The organism is Leptospira barantonii, from assembly GCF_002811925.1.
GTDB lineage: Bacteria > Spirochaetota > Leptospiria > Leptospirales > Leptospiraceae > Leptospira > Leptospira barantonii.
The window spans coordinates 867,537-886,498 of sequence record NZ_NPDS01000001.1 but is presented as its reverse complement, the minus strand read 5'-3'; the positions used below and the strand labels follow the sequence as shown (position 1 = coordinate 886,498).

Sequence of the window (18,962 nt, the reverse complement as noted above, 5' to 3'; positions counted from 1 at the left end):
TCTTGAACCCATTCGGACTTCTTTTTGTAATTGACGCCATGTATGTATAGTATAATTCTGACTTATGAAAGCTTCGGTTCGGGCAAACTTGAGTTTTGGATCCAGTCCAGACAATCCGGACGGACTTCAATTGAAAATCACCTTCGATGAAGATACACAATCTGCATACGGTGACTTCACTTGTCCGGAAAAGTTTCAAGGTCAGCCAGATGTAATCCATCCGGGAATTATATCTACGATCTTAGACGAAATCATGGTGAAAATCAATGAAGCCATGAATTTCAAAACAACCACGGGTGAGCTTACGATTCGTTTTTTACAGCCCGCCTTCGTCAATCAACCTCTTCACTTGCGCGGATGGTTCGTGAAGAAGAACAAGAAAGTGATTGAGAATAGAGCGGAAATCGAAAACGAAATCGGTAAGATCGTCGCACGTGGCAAAGGCAAGTACATCGAAGTAGACGACTGATCTTTACTTCCGCAATCAAACCGCCGATGTGGTGAAACTGGTAGACGCAGTGGATTCAAAATCCACCGGGGGCAACTCTGTGTCGGTTCGAGTCCGACCATCGGCAAGATTTTAGAAATTCAAAATCCACCGACGCAACTCAAGCGTCGGTTCCAGTCGCCCCATCAGGCGAATTTTCAATCAACAACGAACATACGACTCGAAGCAAGTTTTGGCGTCTCCCACTCCGTGGGATCGCGCTTGGTCCGCGCTCAGGCTATCGCCTTCGGTCTCTCCAATGGAGAGACTGCTTCGCACGCTCCCCATCGCTGACGCATTGAAATCGGGAAATTTGTAGGAGATCCTACAATTCTTTCGTAAAACGACGGCCCCCACCCGAATTGGGTGGTGGTGGCGGGCTTCGTGGGAAATTTCGCAAAAATCTCCATAACAGAAAAACATCCGGAAGTCAAGCCGGATCACAAAACGACCATTTGTAGGAACTCCCACAAGCGATCGTTCTCACAAGAAACATTCAAAAACCGGAATACTCTTCAGTAACTTTTATTTGCAAAAATTCTCGTGAAGATCGGATTTCGATCCTTAGACGCGACCAACTCCGCCAGACAACAAATCAAAACCACAAAGGCCAACACGAAGGAAATTCCCGCATCCCCTTGAAAGCCGAGAATGGAAATATGCGAACCGATCGCTCCGATCATAATAACGGTCGCGATCATCGCGCCCAACCAACTGGTCTGAGGAATGAGCAACAAAAGAACTACGCCGAGTTCAAAGAAGCCGATCACATAACGACCGAACGGTTCCGCGTCCAACGCCGTAAAGGTGGCGATCGAACGATCGGCGCCGGAAAGTTTAAAGTAAAACGCCGGAATCAAAATCACAACGGCGACGAGTCGCGTCGTCCAATCCAAGATTTTTTTCATAGACTTTACTCCAATTAGGGTCCTCATTCTAACAATTCGAGAACGAACCCGCAAGGACTTTTCGAAGTTAAGCCTAAGTCGTTTCGAACTTTCCGTTTCTTTTTAACGCGTCTTCGAAAAAATCCGTCTCGATTCGATCGATCGATTTCAGAATCAATTTCATCTCAGAATCGGAAAGACCTTGAAAGAGTTCTTCCCCTTTTAAAAGAATGGCGAGACCGAGACGAATTCCCGCCACGTCTTCGGGAGTATAAGTTTTAGGTTTGCTTTCCATCTTGGAAACGATCGCCTTCATCATCGAAACGATTTTGTTTAGAAGTTCCTTGTTGGAAAGAGTTTCGAAAAGTTTTACGATATCCTTTCTGAATTGATCCGCTTCCTTCTTCGGGACCTGCGCGATGATTCGATCAAAAACTGCATCGTCCATCGGATCGTTGCCGGCTTTCAATTCTTCCTTTGTGAATTCGAACATTAAGGTTTCGAAATGTCTTGCGGTTAGATAAGAATTCAACGCCGCAAATCCGGTCTTAAACGCGGCGCCTAAATGTCTACCGAAGCTGAACGCCGCGGCACCCAAGGAACCGATCAAACCGAAAACCTTCGAAGGACTGTGAACGAAACCAGAAAGAGAATGAAATGCTTCGTCCAAAAGAATTCTTCCCTCGTATTCCGGATAAAGAAGTTCGAGAAAGTATTTTAAAAGAGTATCGATTACGGATCGTGGAATCGTTTTCAATTCCGGATAACGTTCCAAATTAGAAACGCCGTATCGACGAATCAAAGAGGAACGATAGGCCCGAATCAAAATTGGAAAGTCCGGGTCCTTGAGAAAATTTTTCATATACCGGAAGGATTGAATTCTTCCCCGAAGAGTAAACCAAAAAAGAATTAGGATTTAAAACTGGATAAGAATTGAAGAGCCGCGTCTGCGGGCATCGGCTTGCTGTAAAAATAACCTTGTCCCTTATCGCAACCTTCCCTCTTCATCAACTCTCCGACTTCCGCGGTTTCGATTCCTTCCGCCACGACGGTCATACCGAGTTTATGCCCGAGATCGATCGCGGCCTGACAGATGAAAAACGCTTCCTTATCGTAAGGCGCGACGCTCACAAAGGATCGATCGATCTTCAGTTCCGTAAAAGGATAACGATGAATTTGTTTCAGGGATGAATAACCGATTCCGAAATCGTCCACGGAAAGTCCGATGCCTCGAATACGAATCCGAGTAAGAATGTCCAAGGTCGAAGTTATGTTTTCCAACAACTGAGTTTCGGTGACTTCCACGATGAGCTGGTTGTTTTTCAAACCGAACCCTTCGATCATCTTCGAAATCGTTTCCGGCAGAATGAGTTTGTTCATACTCACCGGAGACACATTAACCGCCACGGCGATTCCGGGAAATTGTTTGTTCCAGATCGAACACTGACCCAAGGCCTGAAGAATCAACTTCTCGGTCATCGCGTCCATCAGACTCGGATAGGATTCCAAAGTCGGTATAAAAGAATCCGGAAAAACCAAACCTCGGTGAGGATGCGACCAACGCACTAGGGATTCGAAACCGGATACGGTTCCGGTTTTAAAATTGATTTTGGGTTGATAAAAAAGTAAGAACTGATCCTCTCGAATCGCTTGTTCGATTTCTTCCGCGGCAATCGCGGACGCGGGTTCTTGAGCCGCTCTTTTGCCCGCGACGAACGAGTTCGAGGTTTCATTTTTTTTATCGGAGATAAGTCCGGTGAGAACTCGTTGGTATTCCTGAATTCGAATCGGCTTTTCAAGAACTCCCGAAATCTTCAAACCGTATTGAATCGCAAGCGCTTCCGCACTTTGTAAAACTCTACGATCCGCTCCGCTGATCAGAATGACGGACACGGATAATTTTTTTCCGGACAACATCCGTAAAACGTCCACTCCGTCCACGCCCGGAATCATAAGATCTAAAATGATATATTGAGTGCTTTCGTTCAGCTTTTCGAAAAACTTTCCGGCTTCGTGAGCGATGGTGACTTCAAATCCGCATTGTTTGGCGAGATCTCCGAGAATACCGGCGATTTCTTCCTCGTCGTCTAGAATCAGTAGATTGGGTAATGTAGACGGATTCATAATGAATAGCTAATTTATAATTCGGCTAAATGATTCTCAAGAGATTTTCGAGATATGGGCCAAGGGATTTCGAAAGAATTTTCCAAGTCATTCTCGTTTGTAGAGGGTGAAAAGTAACAAACGTTCAGTTTGGAATCGGATTTCTTTAGATTCATCACGATCTCCTTCCATTTCAAAAAATCGTCCGCCCAAGTTTCGGAGAACAGGATCGTTCCCTCGTCGATTTGCGAAAGAACGGATTCAAAAGAATGCAAATTTTCGAAACGACGAACGTTTGCGCCGAAACCCCGAAAGACATAAGACGTTCTTTTGGAAGATTCTCCTCCGGTTGTGAAATAAAAAATTTTCTTAGAGCCATTCCAAGATTTGATACCTAAGGGTTGTGCGACGGATTTTGAATCTTCAATCGGAAGATAAACGTAAAAGTCGGAACCACAACCGGGATGAGATTCGAAAACGATCTTGCCTCCGCTTCTTTTTACAAAACCGTAAACCATAGGAAGACCGAGCCCGGAACTTTTTCCCTTGGGTTTTGTGGATACGAACGGTTCGAAAATTTTCTCGGAAAGATTCGAATCGATTCCCTTACCGTTGTCCGCGATTCTGATCAAAAAATAATTTCCAATTTCCAAATCCAAGAACTCGGAATCCGCATCGTCGTTTAACGCGATCGTATCGGTTTCGATCAGGATCGTTCCGCCGTTTTCTTCCACTGCTTCCTTCGCGTTTTGAAGCAGGTGCATTAGAGAATTTGCAAATTCGCCCCGATCGATTTTACAAAGATTACCGCCCGGTCCTCCGGGTTCGAAAATCAGACGAACGTTTTCCGGGAATCCGTCCTTGGGATTCTCCAAATATTCCTGGATCAATCGGTTCGGATCCTCGGCCGCCGGACTCAGGGATTGTTTTCTCGAGAAGTTTAACAATTTCTTATTTACTTCAGCTCCGCGCATCACCGCATTTTGAGCGGAACGAACCCGGTTCAAAACATCCGGTTGTTCCTTACACTGCATTTCGAGAAGATCCAAATTTGCGATGATGATGTTTAGAATATTATTAAAATCGTGTGCAATTCCGCCGCTGAACTGCGCGATCGTTTCCATTCTTAGAAGAAAAGTATCGAACGATTGATTTTTTTCCGTTCCGATCCTTTTTTGATTCAAAAGATCTTGAAACGTTTTTCCGAGTATAAAAGCCGATAACGTTTTTTTTTCGAGAGTTTTTTGAAAACCCGCTTTGAGTGCGCCCGTTTCTATGTCTTCGTTCGCAAGACCCGAAATCAGAATCGAAGGAACGTTAGGCGAAACCGAACGAATCTCTTGAATCAACTCCAGCCCGGTGGAAGATCCTAAAAAATGATCGATCACGTGAATCCGATATCGGGAAGGATTCGATCTCAAGTCCGCAAGGGCGCCCTCTCCGTCCTTAAACCGTTTTACGATATATTTCGGATAAACGATTTCGTTTACGTATTCGTTAAAAAGAATAGAATCCTCTTCGTCGTCTTCTATCAAAAGGACGTGAATCTCGTCCTCGTTTAAGGATTTCGAGTTAGACAATGGGAAGCTCCACGATCTCAAGCCAGTATTGACCGAGAGTTCGGATCGTTTCCATAAACGCGCTGAACTCCACCGGTTTTCTGATAAACGAATTCGCTCCGAGATCGTATGTCTGAAGCATATCCTCTTCTTCCCTAGAAGTCGTCAAAACGATGACCGGAATTTTTTTCAGATCGGGAATGGATTTGATCGTCTTCAAAGCCTCTCTTCCGTCCATACGGGGCATGTTCAGATCCAAAAGAATAATTCCGGGTCTGGGGTATTTTAGAATATCAGAATATTCTCCTTTGTTTTGAAGAAATTCGAAAAGCTCCTCCCCGTCCTTTACGAAATGAAGAGGATTGATCAGATTATTCTCCCTAAATCCGTCGCGCATCAACAAACGATCGTCCGGATCGTCCTCGGCGACGAGTATATGAATCGAATTTTGATTTTTGATTTCGGGTTTCATATTTTTTAAACGGACGGAAGCGTGCCGGGAAGATCCACATAAAACGTGGAACCTTTTTGTAAAACGCTCTCCGCGTAAATTCTCCCTTCGTGAAGTTCTATGATCTTCTTACAAACGGCCAAACCGATTCCGTTTCCTTCATAGTCTTCTCTGCTATGTAGTCTTTGAAAGAGCGTAAATATCTTATCGCCGTGCTTTTTGTCAAAGCCGATTCCGTTATCCAAAAACGTAATTTGAATCCAGTTCGGTTCCGTCGGATGTGGAACACATTGAATGATGATTTCCGGCGTTTCGCTTTGATTGAACTTGATTCCGTTTTTGATCAGATTCTGAAAAACCATTCCTATCTGAGAAGGATCACACCAGGTAAATCCGACCGGAGAATGGATCACCTTTGCGTTTCTTTCCTTGATGTAAATTTCAAGATCGCCTATCGAATCCTTAAGGATGTTGCTCAAGTCCGTCAATTGAAACGGCTTCGCTTTACTCTTGATTCTCGAATACGATAAAAGACCTTCGATCAGATTCGACAATCTATGCGCGGAAGATGACATTCTTTGCAGATAATCAACGGACTCGGAATCGAGATTGGATGTTTTTTTCAAAAGACGATCTCCGAAAGCCATGATCTTTCTCAAAGGTTCCTGAAGATCGTGCGAGGCGATAAACGCAAAGTCTTCCAAGTCGGCGTTCGATCTTTGCAGTTCCTTGGTCAAGTTCTCGAGTTTGATCTGAGCCTTTTGGATTTCGGTGATGTCCTTGCCGGTGGTATAGATTAACCCGTGTTCGGCGGAAACGATCGTCTTCCAAAGAATCGTTTTGATCTGTCCGTTCTTCGCGATATATCTCAGAGAAATGGAAAGATTCTTTTTATTCTTTCTAAATTCGGAACGAACCTCTATCATCGTGTTCTTATCGTCGGGATGAACGATTTCTTCCAGATTCAAACGACTCATTTCTTCGGGAGAATAACCCAACACATCCCCCCATGCCTGATTGCGTTCGATCACCTGTCCGTCGAATGTGGAAAGCTGAAACAAGTCCCCGGACAGTTTAAAAAACTGATCCTTTTCCTCTTCCGCCTCCTTGTTTTTAAAAAGAACCTCGATCTGATCCGTAATTAATTCAAACATTTGAATATAAGAATTTACTGAATCGAGTTCCATATGTGTGCAGAACTCAAGAACGTAACTTTCATGTCCGGTTCTCAAAGGAATCGCGATCCAGGATTTGATCCCCGTTTGAACGGCGGAGACGGTTCGTTTGAAATTTTTTTCCTTTTGAATGTCCTGAACGAATCGTATTTTACCCGTGGAAAAAACCTTTCCGATCATTCCTTCTCCGGGCGAAAACGAAGTATCAAAGGAATCCATTCTAAAACGGAGAAAAATCGCTTCGATCGAATACCAGGAAGAACTTTCCTCGAGTATAAGTTTTCCGTTTTGAAAACGCCAAACCTGCGCGAAACTCCAGGAAGTCCTTTTGCAGATCGTTTCCAAAAGAATTTCAAAGGATTCTTTTACGCTGGATGCTTTAGGAATTTTGAATGCGATTTCACGGAGAATGTTCTGCTCAGTGTCCCTTCTTCTTTTTTCGGTGATGTCTTGAAAAAAAACGGAGATTCCTTCCTCGAACGGAAAAACCCGGAACTCGACCACGTTTCCCGTGTCGGCCATTTTGTATTCGAATGTAAGAGGATTCCGAGTTTGTACCGCCAGTTCGTATTTTTCCCTAAAAAATCGGGCGGACGGTTCCGGGTAAAGATCCCAAATGATTCTGCCGATCAGTTCTTCTTTAGATTTTCCTAATGTAGCCAAGGACTGTTCGTTTGCCGATATGAATCTCCAATCCCTCGAAAGCGCGAAATACCGATCGGACATACTTTCGATGAGGGATTGTTTTTCGGCGCGGTTTTGTTTGAGTGCGTAAGTCGTTTCGATCGTATCAGAAACGTTAGTCAACATAGCAAGAACCGCGTAAGAATCTCCGTACGGAATCTGATTCGCGGTGATCTTCATATACAGGATCTTTTTATCCTTTCTCCAATGTCTCCAAATTCCCCTGGACCTGATTCCGGGTTCCTTGGCGTAATTTTTGATCAGAGCTTCCATCTCGGAACGGTCCTCTTCGGGACGGATCTCCAAAAGATTCATCTCCGAAAATTCCTTTCTCGAAAATCCGTAGAGATAAATCGCGGCGTCGTTTACCGCAAGAAAGTTCAATGTGGAAGGATCGAATAAGAACGCAGGTTGAGGAAGTTTGTAAAATATGGATTCCACCTTCGGTTCGTTCGGAGATACGTCGTCGGAATCCCCTTCCCTCGTCAAAATTTCGAAGGTATAAAGTCTGTATCGAGGTTCGGATTCTCCCGAAACCGTTTCCCAAAAAAAACGAAGGATATGATTTTCCCCGAACAAAGTGTCAAAATATTCAGAATCTTGAATGTGTTTGAATAGAATTTTTTCGGTGAAATCGGCGTAGTTGCGGATCTTTCCGTGAAGACGAAATAAAAACGAGGAAAACGTATCCGGCTCTCGATCGAAACCGCGAAATCCCCAAAAACGAATACATTCTTCCGAAAAAAGAAGTTTCCCGGAAGGACGTTCTTCGAGTATGCAGATTTTATCATGAAAGGAAGAAATTTCCGAAGAGAATTCTTCCATGGATTTGATTCCAGATCTTTGCATGGCGTCCGCTAAAGAAGGACAATTCTAACTTCTTCGCGAATAGGATTTCAATAAAAAAACGGGAAATTATGAATTTAGTTTTTTCTTAATTTCGTTTTTCCAGACGTGAACTTTCTTTCTTCCGGCTTCATAACCGATTTCGTATAGTTTTTGAAACTGATCCCAATCGAACGTGGAATATCCTCCCACCGGAAGTTCTATGTATAAATCGGAATTGTCTCTGGTTCGATTCTGACTGTTCTTGCTCGATAACATCAACGATCGCATCATAATTTCGGCGAAACCCGTATACTTGGTTTTAAGACTTTGTCGTTTTAGATGATGAAATAATAAATTGAGAAAAGAAGGAGCTTCTCCGAGATACTGAGGACTGAGTAGATTGTGATACATTAAATCCTTATCGACCTGGCCCCCTCCTCCCAAATCCACCGAGATCACGATTCCCGCTCCTCTTTCCTTTAGAATGGAACCGGGCAGATTGTCGAGAAGACCTCCGTCCACATACAATTCTCCGCTTTCCGAAAACGGTGGAAAAATTCCGGGAATGGAAGTGCTCGATCGAACGGCTTTCCATAACAAACCTCTGTCAAAAACTTTTCTCTCCGCCTTCGTTAGGTTACACGCCACCGCGTAAAAAGGTATGGGAAGAGTTTCTATATTTCGATCCTTAAAAAATTCGTGAATCGCATTCGAATAACGTTTCCCTCGTACGAGAGAAACGAACGGAAACGTAAAATCTCCGAGAATGTTTCGATCCAACCAAAAGTTTCGGATCAAGGGAAGAATATCCGAAGAACTCAAACCCATCGCAAAAAGACCGCCCATGATCGCACCCGCGCTCGTTCCGGAGATCATATCCACCGGAATATCGTTCTCTTCAAAACACTTTAGCAAACCGAGATGTGCGAAACCTTTCGCGCCTCCTCCCGATAATGCGACACCGATACTTTTGCCGGTAAGTCTTCTCGACATTCTTCCGAAATCGGCGTCCACGTCCCTGCGTAAAATCGAATGGGTGATCGAAGGAAATTCCTTTAAGATCGATTCTATCTTTTTCCAATTCGAAAATTGCGAATCGATTAGGAAAACGAGTTCTTTTTGAATCTCATCGGGCAACATCGAACCGACTTCCGAATATTCCATTCCGATCGGTCGGTTGGGATCGATCAAAACGAGAATCCGATCCGATTGTCGAAAACAAGTCTCTCTCCAACCCGGGTTTTCGATATCGGTTTTGAATATTAGTTTATCGTAATCCTTTTCAAGATCGTAAAACCAGCTGACCAGATCTCCGATCCGATACGCGTCCGACCTGCCGGTTCCGTTGTGAAAACGTTTCGAACCCGTTCCTTTTTTAAACGAATTAGAATCCACTAATATTGTTTTACCGAAATTTTTAAGACCGTTCTGCAGAGAACGATAGAATTCTTCCGGAGTCGAAGACGAGTTTAAGGGAAGAATGGAAACGTTGCGGACCGAATTCGATCTTCTATAACCTTGGTTTCTTTCGGTTCCGAGTCGATGTGCGATCGTTCCGGTGATTTGAAAAAGAGCCTCGGGAGAATTTGCGAAACTTTTTTTAAAATCCTCCCTGGATATACGAACAACCTGACTCGTTCTGGAAGCGACCACCGTCGCGGATCTTTTGTCTCCGCTGAGCAACGACATCTCTCCGATGATATCACCTTTGCCCAATTCTCCTTCCGCGAGAATCTCTTTGGCTTTGGAACGGACCGTCCAAGACAATCTTCCCGATACGAGAATGTACATCGAATCGCCGGCGTCTCCTTGTCTGAGTAGAATTTCTCCTCCGGGAATTACGAGCCATTCCATTCTCGATTCAAGATTGGATAACGTGGCCTTGTCCAGATGAAAGAGAAGTTCCACGGAGGACAAAAAGGACATGAGTTCCTTTTTAGAAGGCCTGAGCTTGGATACGTGAAAAAGATGATTCTCCCGATTCAGATCGTCGATCCATTTTTTCCAAGTGGAAAGTTTGTTCGTGATTCTGCTTAAGTCTTTCGGATCTATATAAAGAATTTCTGATATTCCCGATTGAGTGATCTTATCGGGGCGATATACGTAGTAATCCCCGGGCAACAAATCCCGAAGGATAAGATTTTTCTCCTCCGTGTTCAGAAGGGTTTCTTCCAGTTTTCCGGAAATCACGAGGCAAAGGGAGCCGATCGGAATCTGCGAATCGTTCTGAAGATTCGAATTCCAAGAATGGATTTTCAATCTGCTTCGAACAAATTCCTCTTCCTCCGCGTTTTTCCAGGCCGGAAATTCGGAGGAAGTTTTGGTTTTGAATTCCTTTAAGGTTCTTCGTATTTTTTGTTTTGAATCTCGAAGATGCATCGTATTTCCGAAAGAGTCTGAACGAACGTTTGTATAAACGGATTCGACGTAAATTTTTACGGGAGATTTACGTTATAACAAAACGTTCCTCATGTCCATTCTTTATCGGATAAATTCGTGCGTGTCACTCGTCCAGTTTTAGATCGGCGATCGAAAGTGAAAACAAACCTCTCGAAGTTTTATGAAACGACGGAAAATAAACCCGGCCTTCGAAAGGAACCGAAACCGAAATATCCACGATCTTGGAACCGTCGTGCAAAGAATAATAAAGCGGTTTCTTCGCTTTCGAATCCAAAACTAGAATCCCGGTTTTTTTGGAAATGGGTAAAATCCATTGTGGAAGAGAAAGAAGAAACGGTTTCAACCAAACGTTAGCGTGAACCACATTGATCAGAGACGATCTTCGTTTGATGATCCCGACCCAGATTCTTCCCAGATCGTCCCGTTCCAAACCGTCCGCAAGACCCGGTAAATTTTCAAAAAGAATTTCCGAGGTTCCCGCTTTGTCGCCGGATAAAAACGCGCGAACGATTCTAAACTTGGATGTTTCCGTGAATACGACCGATTCTTCTCCGCCGGAAGAATTCTCTTCGATCAGAATTCCGTCCACAAAGGTGAATCCGTTCAATATTAGAGAAATGGAATTCGATTTTCTATCATACATCCAAAGTTTTCCGTGAGGATAAAGACCGATCGCTTCCGGCACTGCCCCGCTTCCCATCGCCGCGCCTTCTCTTTCGAACGGTTCGCTGATATAAATCCGGTTGCCGTCTTTTGAAATCGCAAGATCGTTGCAAAGGGAGAACGGTCTGGAGTTGGATGCGTTTAAATCCTTTATAGACACTACCGGTCTTTCGGAAGAAACATACACTTTTTCGAATATTCCAATTTCCGTTTTCGGAAGATCCAATACCAGAGGTGTTATGCTTTTACTCCGAATATCCAATTCGTAAAGACCGACTTTTTGAGTGTCTTCGTACTGTTCTCCTCCCAATCGAGAAGCGCAAACTACAATTTTATCCTTGTTCGAGTTTGCAAACTGCATTCCCGCCGGATTCACCGGAGGTTTCAACCAAACTTCCGCCTTTCCGATTTGAAAATCCAGTTTCCAAATCCATCCGTCCATTCCGGAAGCGTATGCGACTTTTCGATCCGAATCGAAAATCAAATCGTCGTGACCAGGCAGATCGGTCATCTCGGTTTTCATTCCGTTTAGAAACGGATCTACGGCCGCTTCCACTTTGAGAATCTCGGGAGGAATTTCTCCAAGACGATACGAATCTCCGATCTTGATCTTTTCGGAATTACATCCGATTCCGAAAAATACACATAAGAATATTAGAATATATAGTTTTTCTTTCATTTTTGTCCTGCAAGTTGCAACGCTTTTTGTACGTGAGGAACCTCTTCGTCCAACCAATACGCTTTGTCTTTTTCCACCACGAGAATTTCTTCAAACTTAAATCCCGCCTTTCCTCGACCCAAATGGGGTTCGATCGCCCAAAGACCGGTCTTATCCCCTTCGTGATCCGGGGTTAAAAGTTCCGGAAGAACCTTATGCGTTAAAAATTCATAAGAACCTTGCAGGCTGAACCAACTCGCAAAGCTGATCGGCAACAAAGGAAAGGAGAATTGAGGAAGATGAACCTTATAAACTCGATGCCCCAAAACGGCGAACGGATACAAAGAATGCACGTTGTCGAAACCGCGTTCTTTTGCGTCCCAGTCGATCTTCCACCAGATCTCACGTGCGCTCATGGAAGACGAAAAGTATTTCGGAATTTCTTTTCTCAATTCGAGAAGATACTTCATACCGAAATCCAATTCCTCACTGCGGGTTAAACAGGAAGAATAACCGATGTCGCCGATATACCCGTCCACAACCGGAGACACGTCGAGAATAAAAGGTTCGTGTGCGGTTAACTTCTTTTTACCCGGATGAAATTGTGTATAACGTTTGTAACCGTCGAAACGCGCGTGTTCGCCGAACCAAGCAAAGGGCCTATGTAAAAAAGCTTTCACACCGTGATCGCGTAAAAAAGTTTCCATACGTTTTGCGGTCTGGAGTTCCGTCCATCCTTCGCGCATTTCCTTTTCAACTTCCGTCACACATTGATACGCGAGTCTTTGCGCTTTTAAAAAACCCGCTTTTTCTTCTTCGGTAGGCAAGTGAACCGATCGTGAACTATACTTGGATATTTTTGAAGAGAATCTGGATAAGATTCCTCTTTGCGTTTCTATTGGCATGGATTCTTCTCTCAACTCGAATGAGTAAAGACTAACAAACGAAACGAAGAATCGCTTGAATGAATCCGGTATGAGAAAGATTTTTTTAAAAGATACGATCTTCGGTATCGCAGAATCGAATTTCAATGGATCTGAGATGACCGAAAAAAACCGAAGGAACGAATCCGAAATTCTCCTTAAAGGTCCTCGTAAAATGTGCGGAATCCGAAAAACCCGCCGCGTGAGCCGCTTCCGTAAGATTATTACCTTCCATCAAACGTTTCACCGCTTCTATGATCCGAACCCATAACAAATATCTTCGCAAAGGAATTCCGAGATTCTCCTTAAAAAGACGAATCAATCTGTCTTCCGAAATGGAAAAATCCTTACCGATCTCCTTCATACGAATGCTGTCCGGAAGTTCGGTTCGGATTTTTTGTGCGATCTTTTTGATTCTTTCATCCACGATCTTTTCGGGTTTTTGAAACGGATAGACGGAACGAAGCATTTCCTGTTGTAGATCCCAGGCGTCCGAGTCCATTAAATTTCCATAATATAATTCCCGTAACTGTCCCATCAAAGGAAGAAAGTTCTTCGGATCCAAACGTTTTACTTCGCCCGATCGGACTAAATCGGAGATCGCCCCGTATTCGTAGGTTTCCGGATCGATCATAAGCGCGATCATTTCCACACCGGGAGAAACGGTTCTATGATACGTGTTCGGACCGACTAACGCGATCCTATACTCTTCCATTCCTTTTTCGGTTTCGATTCGGATATTTTTCTCTAAAGAAACTGCGAGTGTCGCTGCATAGTGAGAATGGAATTCGGTTTGCATCGAGTTCGTCGCGAACATCACCCTGCTTTTCCATAAGTAAAGAATTCCTTTGTAAGCGATATCCATTCTGTTTTCGTATTCTCCGAACTGAAAAGACCCGGTTCGTTTCGAAATGGATTCTTTTTAAAAAAGAAACGTTAGCAAGAAAAAAACGCAGGCCCCACCGGATTCGTTCAAGCGTTCCGCCGATTGTACGTGTTATAGTGGCGAATATTCGAAACATTCCACGGATTTCGGCGCGGATCGGGAGCAAAATGAAAAAGACGTTCAGCATCATCGGGGTTTTATTCGTTTCACTTTTTATGTGGTGGTTTTTCAGCGCTTCAAAGAGCGACTATCGGACTCTGAAGAATTCTGATTTTTTCTTTGAAACGGTGATCTTCAACAGCCCCAACCCCGAACGTCTTTCCGGTTTTTATCAAAATGTTTTTAATGCGAAGAAAACGAATTCGGATCCCGTGTGGAATCCACAAGGTTCGAACGATTCCACAATTACGTTGAGAACGCCCGATTACCGGGATCAAGGCCCTTTGTTGACCATTCTCAAGAACCTGAAACCGAACCAAAAAATACACGTTGCGAACGATCTAGGTTACGCGCATATTTGTTTTGAAACGGACGACGTTCCCGGTCTCATACAAAAAATCACGGAACACGGCGGTAAGATCGTAAGCAACTTCGAAGATCTTAAAAAAGTTCCCGCGGTTTACGCGACGGACCCCGACGGAAACGTATTCGAGGTTCATCTTCCCTTTCCGTCTCCGATCACACCACGTACGATTTATCGCACGTTAAACTCTCTCATACGAACCAACTTTAAGTTATCACCTCCGGCAACGGATCGGATTCGTTTTCTGCACGTAAACATCAACTCGAAGGATTGGTCGAAGACCGTATCGTATTACAAGAACGCATTCGGAACGGCCACGACCGGATTTGAAAGGGATTACAAGGGAGAATTCATAGAGCGACTAACGGGCGTTATGGGCGCCGAAGTGAAGGGACGTCACCTCGAACTTCCGGGTTATAGCGAGGGCGGCCCTACTTTCGAGGTTTTCACATACAATCGATTCTCCTCCGAAAATACATCGGGGCTTTCCGATCAGGGAAGAATCGCGACCGGCTTTCGAGTTCTCAATCTGAAAAAAGCGATCGAGACTCTCGTTCGGGACGGCGGAATTTTGTTAAGCGAAGTCGAAAACCGTTCCGCGACGATTCAAGACGGGGACGGCAATCTCATTTTATTGGCACAGTAAAACAGAATTTTAGAATATTCTATATTGATTCTGTTAAAATTTTGCGGAATATCCCAAACTAAAGTAGACGAAGTTCGTCACGATTCTTTGCTGATTGTATCGTTCCTTTACGTATTGTCTCTGATTCGGATCGGAAAAGTTCGCATTGATCTGATCGTAAACGGCCGTGTTCTCATAACCGTATAACTTGGAAGGATCTTGAACGTGACCGTCGTGAACCAAACGTGTAGCGCCGTCGAAGTAGTTGTTGTTGTCGTATAGATGAACGTCCGGACGGTTGACGTGGTTTCCGGAAACGAAAAAGTTCCCGAGATGTATTTTGATATAACTGGAAATATCGGAGAAACCGGACGTTTTGTTTCTCGGGTTCGCTTGATACATATAACCGATGTTTGTGCCTAAGTCCACACGAAAGAATTGATTCTCCCGAAACGTATATTTGAATTCGAGAGGAATGTACATGGAGGAACGGTTCAAACCCGTGGCGGGAGTTCCTTGGTTTCTAAAGTTGACCGTCTTGTAGATGGAAATTTTCGGATGTAAAAATTCCAGAAAAGGCATTTCCCAACTTACGTATCCCTGCGTTTTGGCAAGTCCACCGCTTCCGTTCGTCGGAAAGATCGCATAACGGAACGCTCCCACCATAAATCTTCCATATTTCGATTTTTCAAAATCGTAAAAGAGCGTGAATTCTCCCGCGCTGTTCCTCGCCATTCCGTTTTGATTCACGTATTTTCCAGCTGACGTATAACAATTATTAGGCGAAGGACAAATATTTCCTGTATCGATATCGTGTTGTGCACGAAAGAACAACTCGGGACCGCCGGATTTACTCTGTAAAATTCTCTGTTCGTTGTCCTTATCTGCGCGATCGGACATCCAGATGTTGAGAAAGAGTTCCCCGTAGAGATGTTTAATCGGAGTCGGAAACTCGATCGTGGGTTGAAAGGCCCAAACGGGTTGGAAGGATTTATAAGGAGTGTTGTTCATCCGGGAAGAATCCTCGGTTCCCAACGCCCAACCCCTTCGGATATAATCCGTGGCGAATTCGATCTTAACCTCGGTGTGATGTTCTCCGTGATCCCCTTCCTTTTTTTTATCGGATGGAGAATGCGGATCTTCCGATTTCGTTTTTTCGATCGGCTCCGCTTCAAGGCTCGGATTGTTTTTTTCGTTTTTGGGTTGGGAGAATAGACTGAAAGTGAACAGGAACAATAGACCAATAAAACCGGTCTTCAGAATTGAATTCAAGGTGGCTCATTTCCTTTTTCTTTTTGTTTTCAATTTTATAATATTCTGTAAGCTTTGTCCATAAGGGACGTCCGCATTGCGGGAAACACGTATGAAATTGAAATTGCTTCATCCGAAAGGGTTTTACTTCTTTTGTTTTTTTATCTTCAATATTGTTCTTTGGATGATCTTTGAGGGAATCGAGTTCGCGATCGATCCCGAGAATTCCGCGATCGTAGCAAAATACGTCGACTACTTCGAAATCTGGATCGGGAGCATGACCCTGTTCGGAATCTACTTTATCGCAAACGAATCGAAACGGATTCATTCCGAAATTCAGGAATCCAAGGATCTCATTCAGGATCTTCGTCATAAATCGCTTTTGAGCGCGGGGGACCGCGAAAAATTCTGGAACGGTGTGGAAAAACAATTCGAACACTGGAAGTATACCCGATCCGAAATCGAAGTGGCGGTGTATCTTCTTCGGGGACTTTCCAATCAACAGATCGCCGGAATCCGGGATACGAGCCTTAGAACCGTCGAGGTGCAAGCCTCTTCCATCTATCAAAAATCGGGAACCAGAGGAAAACTGGATTTTATCGCCTACTTCATCACGCCGCTTCTTCCCGAGGAAGATTAGAATTTTTGAATATTCTCAATCGCTCACGATCTGAAAGTAATTCTTACCGTCTTTTAGATTTTCGTAACGTTTCCAGTTGATCTTCTTTCCGATGGGGATATACGGATAATCCTGTTGTTTGATCTTAATTCCATGCGCCAAAGAATAAATACCCGCCGCGAGAGAAATCGCAACGTCCTTTTTGCGTTTGGTCATCAAGGTCATATCCTTTTCCTTATCTATATAACCGATTTCTAAATAAGCGGAGATAGCGTTGATAAAGGTGGGAAGCGCGTATGTGGACAAATAAGGTTTGTTGATCGGGCCGGGTTCGGGAGATTCCTCATCGGTCTTTCTTTTACGCAAACCGTATTGAACAAAACGCATCAATTCCGCGGAAGCGTAGTGGTTGTCGCCGCCGAAACCTTCTCGTCCGTCCTCTCTTCTCCAGAGTTCGGGCTCGGCCTTTTCCCTTTCCCAAAATTTCCCTTCCGCTACAAAGTTCTTATGACTTTTGGAATACGGTCCTTTACCGCCCGCCTTTGCCAATTCTTCCCAACCGGGAATGTCGCCGTATTTCCAACTAATCATGTTTTGGCGATACCCTTCGAACGCGGAAAGATCCGTTTTTTTGCCGCTTTTGTTCGGCCAGTAACCGTGAAAATAAATCCATGCATCGGCGACCGCATTCTCGAGTTTGGACCAACCTTCCTTGAAGATCATCCACTCCGACCAAGGAGAATCGGTAAACTTATCCTCGCTATAACGTCCTTCCGAAATTCCTTTCAAAACGTAAAAGGTTCTATACGAGGGAGAAAGAACGGCGGCCATACCACCGGGATGTTCCTTATAACTCGGATTGAGATGAAGAGAAACGACTAAGTTCGGCTTTTCGGAATTGATAAACGAAATTCTTCCCTGTTTTATCTTCTTCGTTTTTTTATCCGGATAATCGAAAAGACGATACGGAGCGTTCGGGTCTTCGTTCGAAGAATATTCCCGTTCCTCCGCGTTACCGTTACGCGTCATTACGGAATCGATTTTGATCCAAGGAAGATCGTCGTTTGTAAACGACTTCATATACGACTTAAAGGTTTCGAAACCTTCCGGAGTTTTCGTAAGATCCAAAATCTCTTTGAGTTCTTTAGCAAGTTCTAATACGACCGCGCGCTCCTTTCTTCCTTTGGAGGACGCACCCGACTTATAGAGTTCCAGAAATTTATCCGCGATCGGATCGTATTTATCTCCGTGATCCTCTTTGGGTTTAAGGTCCACACCTCCGTGTCCGGGATCGATCACTACTTTGAAGGTTTTGAATGGAGATGGTGGTTGAGATTTTGAATCCGCCTCTTCCTTTTCGGGACCGGCCGTAAGGACCGCTCCCGAAAACAAGACGTAAAAAAGAATGAAATTGTTAAACGAAGAAAAGTTTTGAAGACGCCTCACTATTTTTTCTGCGATTCCTTATCCGAGCTTTCGGAATACACCATATTCCGGTTGTCGCTCAAGTCTATCTTATATTTTTCGCGAACGTTCTTGCTTTCCTCTTCCGGTTTCAATTTGCTGAGAATGGAAATTCCGTATTCTTTCGCAAGACGGAAGTGTATAAGAGAATCCTTATATCGTGAATCCCTGCGCATTCTGTCGGCTTGGATCATCTGGTAATAAGCGATCTGAAGTTTGTGATGATTCGCCGAAATCTCTCTGCTTCGCGCTGAAACGGATTGAGCCGGACCGTTTTGAGTTTGTTCCACGCTTACGATCGTATCCGCACATTCTCCCAAAAGCTGATCGGTTCTTTTATTATACTGATCCGAAAACTTGTTGTAGAGTTTGTCCATGCTCTCGGTAGTCTCGCGCATTTTTCTTCCGGCCACGACGTATTGTCTTCTGTAATAGTAGTGAAGAGCGTCGTTGTATTGTTTCCAGATGGAAGTCAGATCGTCGTTCGAACCTTGAACGGTGGAACCGAAATTTTTCGTGACGGTCGCGAGCGCGTAGATGTCGTTTTTGACTCTTTCTTTTGTGGAATCGAGAGTTCTTGCGTAATGAAATTCTTCCAAGTAGTCGCCTTGATACTTGGGATCGTTAGCCGCGTTTGCAAGTTCGCTTCCCTTGCCTTCGTCTTTGGTTCCAGCAGTTTGAGCCGATAGGGAGAATGTAACGAAGAATAAAACTAAGATTGAAAATCGGAAACTTATTAATGACATGCGAATCTCCTACGCGGAAGTATAGCACAG

The 18,962-nt window shown here is 44.1% G+C and carries 16 protein-coding genes and 1 tRNA gene; 4 read left to right on the top strand and 13 right to left on the bottom strand.

Translation table 11 applies throughout. The features are described from left to right. Positions 1–64 precede the first annotated feature (64 nt). On the top strand, positions 65–469 hold the full coding sequence (locus CH367_RS04290; protein ID WP_000648186.1) for a PaaI family thioesterase: 405 nt from the start codon (positions 65–67) through the stop codon (positions 467–469). Between the two features lie 22 nt (positions 470–491). Continuing rightward, positions 492–575: transfer RNA gene (locus tag CH367_RS04285), tRNA-Leu, on the top strand. A gap of 427 nt (positions 576–1,002) precedes the next feature. Here CH367_RS04285 and CH367_RS04280 read toward each other — a convergent pair. The 10 genes from CH367_RS04280 to CH367_RS04235 form a co-directional block, all read right to left on the bottom strand. Beyond that, positions 1,003–1,395: a DoxX-like family protein gene (locus CH367_RS04280; protein ID WP_100761210.1), complete on the bottom strand. Its 393-nt coding sequence runs from the start codon at positions 1,393–1,395 to the stop codon at positions 1,003–1,005. 73 nt (positions 1,396–1,468) lie between these two features. After that, on the bottom strand, positions 1,469–2,236 hold the full coding sequence (locus CH367_RS04275) for a hypothetical protein (RefSeq protein ID WP_100761209.1): 768 nt from the start codon (positions 2,234–2,236) through the stop codon (positions 1,469–1,471). Between the two features lie 47 nt (positions 2,237–2,283). After that, positions 2,284–3,498: an EAL domain-containing response regulator gene (locus CH367_RS04270; RefSeq protein WP_100761208.1), complete on the bottom strand. Its 1,215-nt coding sequence runs from the start codon at positions 3,496–3,498 to the stop codon at positions 2,284–2,286. A gap of 14 nt (positions 3,499–3,512) precedes the next feature. Then, the gene (locus CH367_RS04265; protein ID WP_244284462.1) at positions 3,513–5,057 is read right to left on the bottom strand and encodes a hybrid sensor histidine kinase/response regulator; all 1,545 of its coding nucleotides are present in this window, start codon (positions 5,055–5,057) and stop codon (positions 3,513–3,515) included. Then, the gene (locus CH367_RS04260) at positions 5,050–5,508 is read right to left on the bottom strand and encodes a response regulator (RefSeq protein ID WP_100761206.1); all 459 of its coding nucleotides are present in this window, start codon (positions 5,506–5,508) and stop codon (positions 5,050–5,052) included. Before CH367_RS04260 ends, CH367_RS04265 begins: the two co-directional genes overlap by 8 nt. Positions 5,509–5,513: 5 nt before the next feature. Further along, positions 5,514–8,195, bottom strand: a complete 2,682-nt coding sequence (locus CH367_RS04255) for a PAS domain S-box protein (RefSeq protein WP_100761205.1) — start codon at positions 8,193–8,195, stop codon at positions 5,514–5,516. A gap of 66 nt (positions 8,196–8,261) precedes the next feature. Further along, on the bottom strand, positions 8,262–10,553 hold the full coding sequence (locus tag CH367_RS04250) for a patatin-like phospholipase family protein (RefSeq protein WP_100761204.1): 2,292 nt from the start codon (positions 10,551–10,553) through the stop codon (positions 8,262–8,264). A gap of 124 nt (positions 10,554–10,677) precedes the next feature. Then, on the bottom strand, positions 10,678–11,916 hold the full coding sequence (locus CH367_RS04245; protein WP_100761203.1) for an SMP-30/gluconolactonase/LRE family protein: 1,239 nt from the start codon (positions 11,914–11,916) through the stop codon (positions 10,678–10,680). Next, positions 11,913–12,800, bottom strand: coding sequence for a M24 family metallopeptidase (locus CH367_RS04240; RefSeq protein WP_100761359.1), 888 nt, complete (start codon positions 12,798–12,800; stop codon positions 11,913–11,915). The genes CH367_RS04245 and CH367_RS04240 overlap by 4 nt, the downstream gene beginning before the upstream one ends. A gap of 85 nt (positions 12,801–12,885) precedes the next feature. After that, a complete protein-coding gene (locus CH367_RS04235; RefSeq protein WP_244284461.1) occupies positions 12,886–13,683 on the bottom strand; it encodes a helix-turn-helix transcriptional regulator in 798 nt (265 codons plus the stop codon). Positions 13,684–13,871: 188 nt separating this feature from the next. On the opposite strand from CH367_RS04235, the gene CH367_RS04230 reads away from it, so the two are divergent. Then, the gene (locus CH367_RS04230; protein WP_100761202.1) at positions 13,872–14,873 is read left to right on the top strand and encodes a VOC family protein; all 1,002 of its coding nucleotides are present in this window, start codon (positions 13,872–13,874) and stop codon (positions 14,871–14,873) included. A 33-nt stretch (positions 14,874–14,906) separates the two neighbouring features. On the opposite strand, the gene CH367_RS04225 is transcribed toward CH367_RS04230, so the two are convergent. Next, complete coding sequence (locus CH367_RS04225; protein ID WP_100761201.1) at positions 14,907–16,124, bottom strand: hypothetical protein; 1,218 nt, start codon at positions 16,122–16,124, stop codon at positions 14,907–14,909. Positions 16,125–16,215: 91 nt separating this feature from the next. On the opposite strand from CH367_RS04225, the gene CH367_RS04220 reads away from it, so the two are divergent. Then, complete coding sequence (locus CH367_RS04220; RefSeq protein ID WP_244284460.1) at positions 16,216–16,743, top strand: helix-turn-helix transcriptional regulator; 528 nt, start codon at positions 16,216–16,218, stop codon at positions 16,741–16,743. Positions 16,744–16,758: 15 nt separating this feature from the next. On the opposite strand, the gene CH367_RS04215 is transcribed toward CH367_RS04220, so the two are convergent. Both CH367_RS04215 and CH367_RS04210 read right to left on the bottom strand, forming a co-directional pair. Beyond that, the gene (locus CH367_RS04215) at positions 16,759–18,168 is read right to left on the bottom strand and encodes an N-acetylmuramoyl-L-alanine amidase (protein ID WP_100761200.1); all 1,410 of its coding nucleotides are present in this window, start codon (positions 18,166–18,168) and stop codon (positions 16,759–16,761) included. Then, positions 18,168–18,932 carry a hypothetical protein gene (locus CH367_RS04210; RefSeq protein WP_100761199.1) on the bottom strand — a complete coding sequence of 255 codons (765 nt, stop codon included), beginning with the start codon at positions 18,930–18,932 and terminating at the stop codon, positions 18,168–18,170. Before CH367_RS04210 ends, CH367_RS04215 begins: the two co-directional genes overlap by 1 nt. Positions 18,933–18,962 lie beyond the last annotated feature (30 nt).

What these genes read in the sequence shown, in the direction of transcription:
- CH367_RS04220 (WP_244284460.1), top strand. Translation starts at nt 16,216, where the DNA reads ATGAAATTGAAATTGCTTCATCCGAAAGGGTTTTACTTCTTTTGTTTT.
- CH367_RS04210 (WP_100761199.1), bottom strand. Translation starts at nt 18,932, where the DNA reads ATGTCATTAATAAGTTTCCGATTTTCAATCTTAGTTTTATTCTTCGTT.
- CH367_RS04245 (WP_100761203.1), bottom strand. Translation starts at nt 11,916, where the DNA reads ATGAAAGAAAAACTATATATTCTAATATTCTTATGTGTATTTTTCGGA.
- CH367_RS04290 (WP_000648186.1), top strand. Translation starts at nt 65, where the DNA reads ATGAAAGCTTCGGTTCGGGCAAACTTGAGTTTTGGATCCAGTCCAGAC.
- CH367_RS04240 (WP_100761359.1), bottom strand. Translation starts at nt 12,800, where the DNA reads ATGCCAATAGAAACGCAAAGAGGAATCTTATCCAGATTCTCTTCAAAA.
- CH367_RS04235 (WP_244284461.1), bottom strand. Translation starts at nt 13,683, where the DNA reads ATGGATATCGCTTACAAAGGAATTCTTTACTTATGGAAAAGCAGGGTG.
- CH367_RS04280 (WP_100761210.1), bottom strand. Translation starts at nt 1,395, where the DNA reads ATGAAAAAAATCTTGGATTGGACGACGCGACTCGTCGCCGTTGTGATT.
- CH367_RS04250 (WP_100761204.1), bottom strand. Translation starts at nt 10,553, where the DNA reads ATGCATCTTCGAGATTCAAAACAAAAAATACGAAGAACCTTAAAGGAA.
- CH367_RS04260 (WP_100761206.1), bottom strand. Translation starts at nt 5,508, where the DNA reads ATGAAACCCGAAATCAAAAATCAAAATTCGATTCATATACTCGTCGCC.
- CH367_RS04270 (WP_100761208.1), bottom strand. Translation starts at nt 3,498, where the DNA reads ATGAATCCGTCTACATTACCCAATCTACTGATTCTAGACGACGAGGAA.
- CH367_RS04255 (WP_100761205.1), bottom strand. Translation starts at nt 8,195, where the DNA reads ATGCAAAGATCTGGAATCAAATCCATGGAAGAATTCTCTTCGGAAATT.
- CH367_RS04275 (WP_100761209.1), bottom strand. Translation starts at nt 2,236, where the DNA reads ATGAAAAATTTTCTCAAGGACCCGGACTTTCCAATTTTGATTCGGGCC.
- CH367_RS04230 (WP_100761202.1), top strand. Translation starts at nt 13,872, where the DNA reads ATGAAAAAGACGTTCAGCATCATCGGGGTTTTATTCGTTTCACTTTTT.